General features: G+C 71.1%; 2 protein-coding genes. One reads left to right on the plus strand and one right to left on the minus strand.

What is annotated here, in order from left to right; all coding sequences use genetic code 11:
• Nucleotides 1-15 precede the first annotated feature (15 nt).
• Nucleotides 16-1,314 carry a DNA polymerase IV gene (locus AC3XYG_RS27245; RefSeq protein WP_489143015.1) on the minus strand — a complete coding sequence of 433 codons (1,299 nt, stop codon included), beginning with the start codon at nt 1,312-1,314 and terminating at the stop codon, nt 16-18.
• Nucleotides 1,315-1,523: 209 nt separating this feature from the next.
• Between AC3XYG_RS27245 and AC3XYG_RS27250 the strand changes: the two genes are divergently transcribed.
• On the plus strand, nt 1,524-1,805 hold a 282-nt coding region (locus AC3XYG_RS27250; protein WP_489143016.1), incomplete at its 3' end, for a response regulator.

Below are 1,805 nucleotides of genomic sequence, written 5' to 3' on the forward strand. Positions count from 1 at the left end.
GAATGGGCGGCGGGCTCAGCCCGTCCGCCGTGGCAGGCCGGATCGGCCCTTGGCGATGGCGTCCGGGCCCAGCTTCTGCCGCATCGCGTCGATGGTTTCCTCCACCGCCCGGCGCTTGGCCGGGGCGGGGTCGAGCAGGTCGGGCGGGTCGGCCAGCCGGCCCTCGACCAGATCGGTGCAGCCGATGCCGATCAGCCGGAACGCCTCGCCGGTGGCGACCTGATCGATCATCGGCACGGCGATGCGCCAGATCGTCTCCGCCAGCTGCGTCGGGTCGGCCAGCCGGTGGCTGCGGGTCAGCTGGCGGAAGCTCGCGGTCTTCAGCTTCAGCACCACGGTGCCGCCGGCCAGGTCCTGCTTCTTCAGCCGGGCGGCCACCGTCTCGCACAGCGGCCACAGCTCGCGCTGGAGGGTCTGCGGGTTCGGGATGTCGATGCTGAAGGTGGTCTCGGCCGAGATGCTCTTGGTCTCGCCATCCGGGTCGACCGGGCGCTGGTCCTCGCCGCGGGCATAGCGGTACAGGCGCCGGCCGAACACGCCGAAGCGGCGGACCAGGGCGCTTTCGTCCAGCCGCCGCAGGTCGCCGACGCTGCGGATGCCTTCGCTGAACAGCTTCTCGCGCATCACCTTGCCGACGCCGGGGATGATGCCGACCGGCTTGTCGGCCAGGAACGCCATCGCCCCGGCCCGGCCGATCACGGCGAAGCCGCGCGGCTTGTCCAAATCGGACGCGATCTTGGCCAGCATCTTGTTTGGCGCCAAGCCGATCGACAGGGTGACGCCGATCTCGCGCTCGACCTCGCGGGCGATCGCGGCGCAGGTCTCGGCCGGGCTGCGGCCGTGCAGCGCCTGGGTGCCGGACAGGTCGAGGAAGGCCTCGTCCAGCGACAGCGGCTCGACCTTCGGCGTGGCGGCCAGGAACACGGCCCGGATCAGGCGGCTGACCGCGGCGTATTTCGCCATGTCCGGCCGCAGCACCACGGCGTCGGGGCAGGCCTCCAGCGCCTTGAACATCGGCATGGCCGACCGCACGCCGTACAGCCGGGCGACATAGCAGGCGGCCGAGACCACGCCGCGGGTGCCGCCGCCGACGATCACGGGCTTGGCCGCCAGCTCCGGCCGGTCGCGCTTCTCCACCGTGGCGTAGAAGGCGTCGCAGTCGAGATGGGCGATGGTCAGGCTGTGCAGCTCGGCATGGCGGATCAGCCGCGGCGACCCGCATTTGGCGCAGCGCCACGCGCCCGGCGGCGGATGCGCGCCGCAGTCCCGGCACAGGCCGGGCAGCAGGTCAGCCTGCTGTGGCCGTGGAGGCATGGAGGGGAACGCCAAGGCGCCCGGACGGTTCGCTCATGGCGCGCATCGTACTCCTTTTGTACCCGGCCGTCAGCGGTGCTGGAAAGGCGGCTGCGGTGCCGATGGAAGGCTCATCTGCGGTTGTATCCGCACGGCCTTTACAACGCATGATGCGGGGGCCGATCCTGGTCGCGGGGCGCCGCCGGAAGCGGCGCGGGGGGACTCGAGCCATGGCGAAGACGGTGCTGATCGTCGAGGACAACGAGCTGAACCGGAAGCTGTTCGTCGATGTGCTCGAGGCCAACGGCTACGCCACGATCGGCACCGACAACGCCGCCGAGGCGATGCGACTGGCGCGGGCCCACCGGCCTGACCTGATCCTGCTCGACATCCAGCTGCCGGAGATCTCGGGGCTGGAGGTGACGAAATGGCTGAAGGCGGATGAGGCGCTGGCGCCGATCCCGGTGATCGCGGTGACCGCCCTGGCGATGAAGGGCGACGAGGCGATGGTC

This window comes from Inquilinus sp. (assembly GCF_057815775.1).

What these genes read in the sequence shown, in the direction of transcription:
- AC3XYG_RS27245 (WP_489143015.1), bottom strand. Translation starts at nt 1,314, where the DNA reads ATGCCTCCACGGCCACAGCAGGCTGACCTGCTGCCCGGCCTGTGCCGG.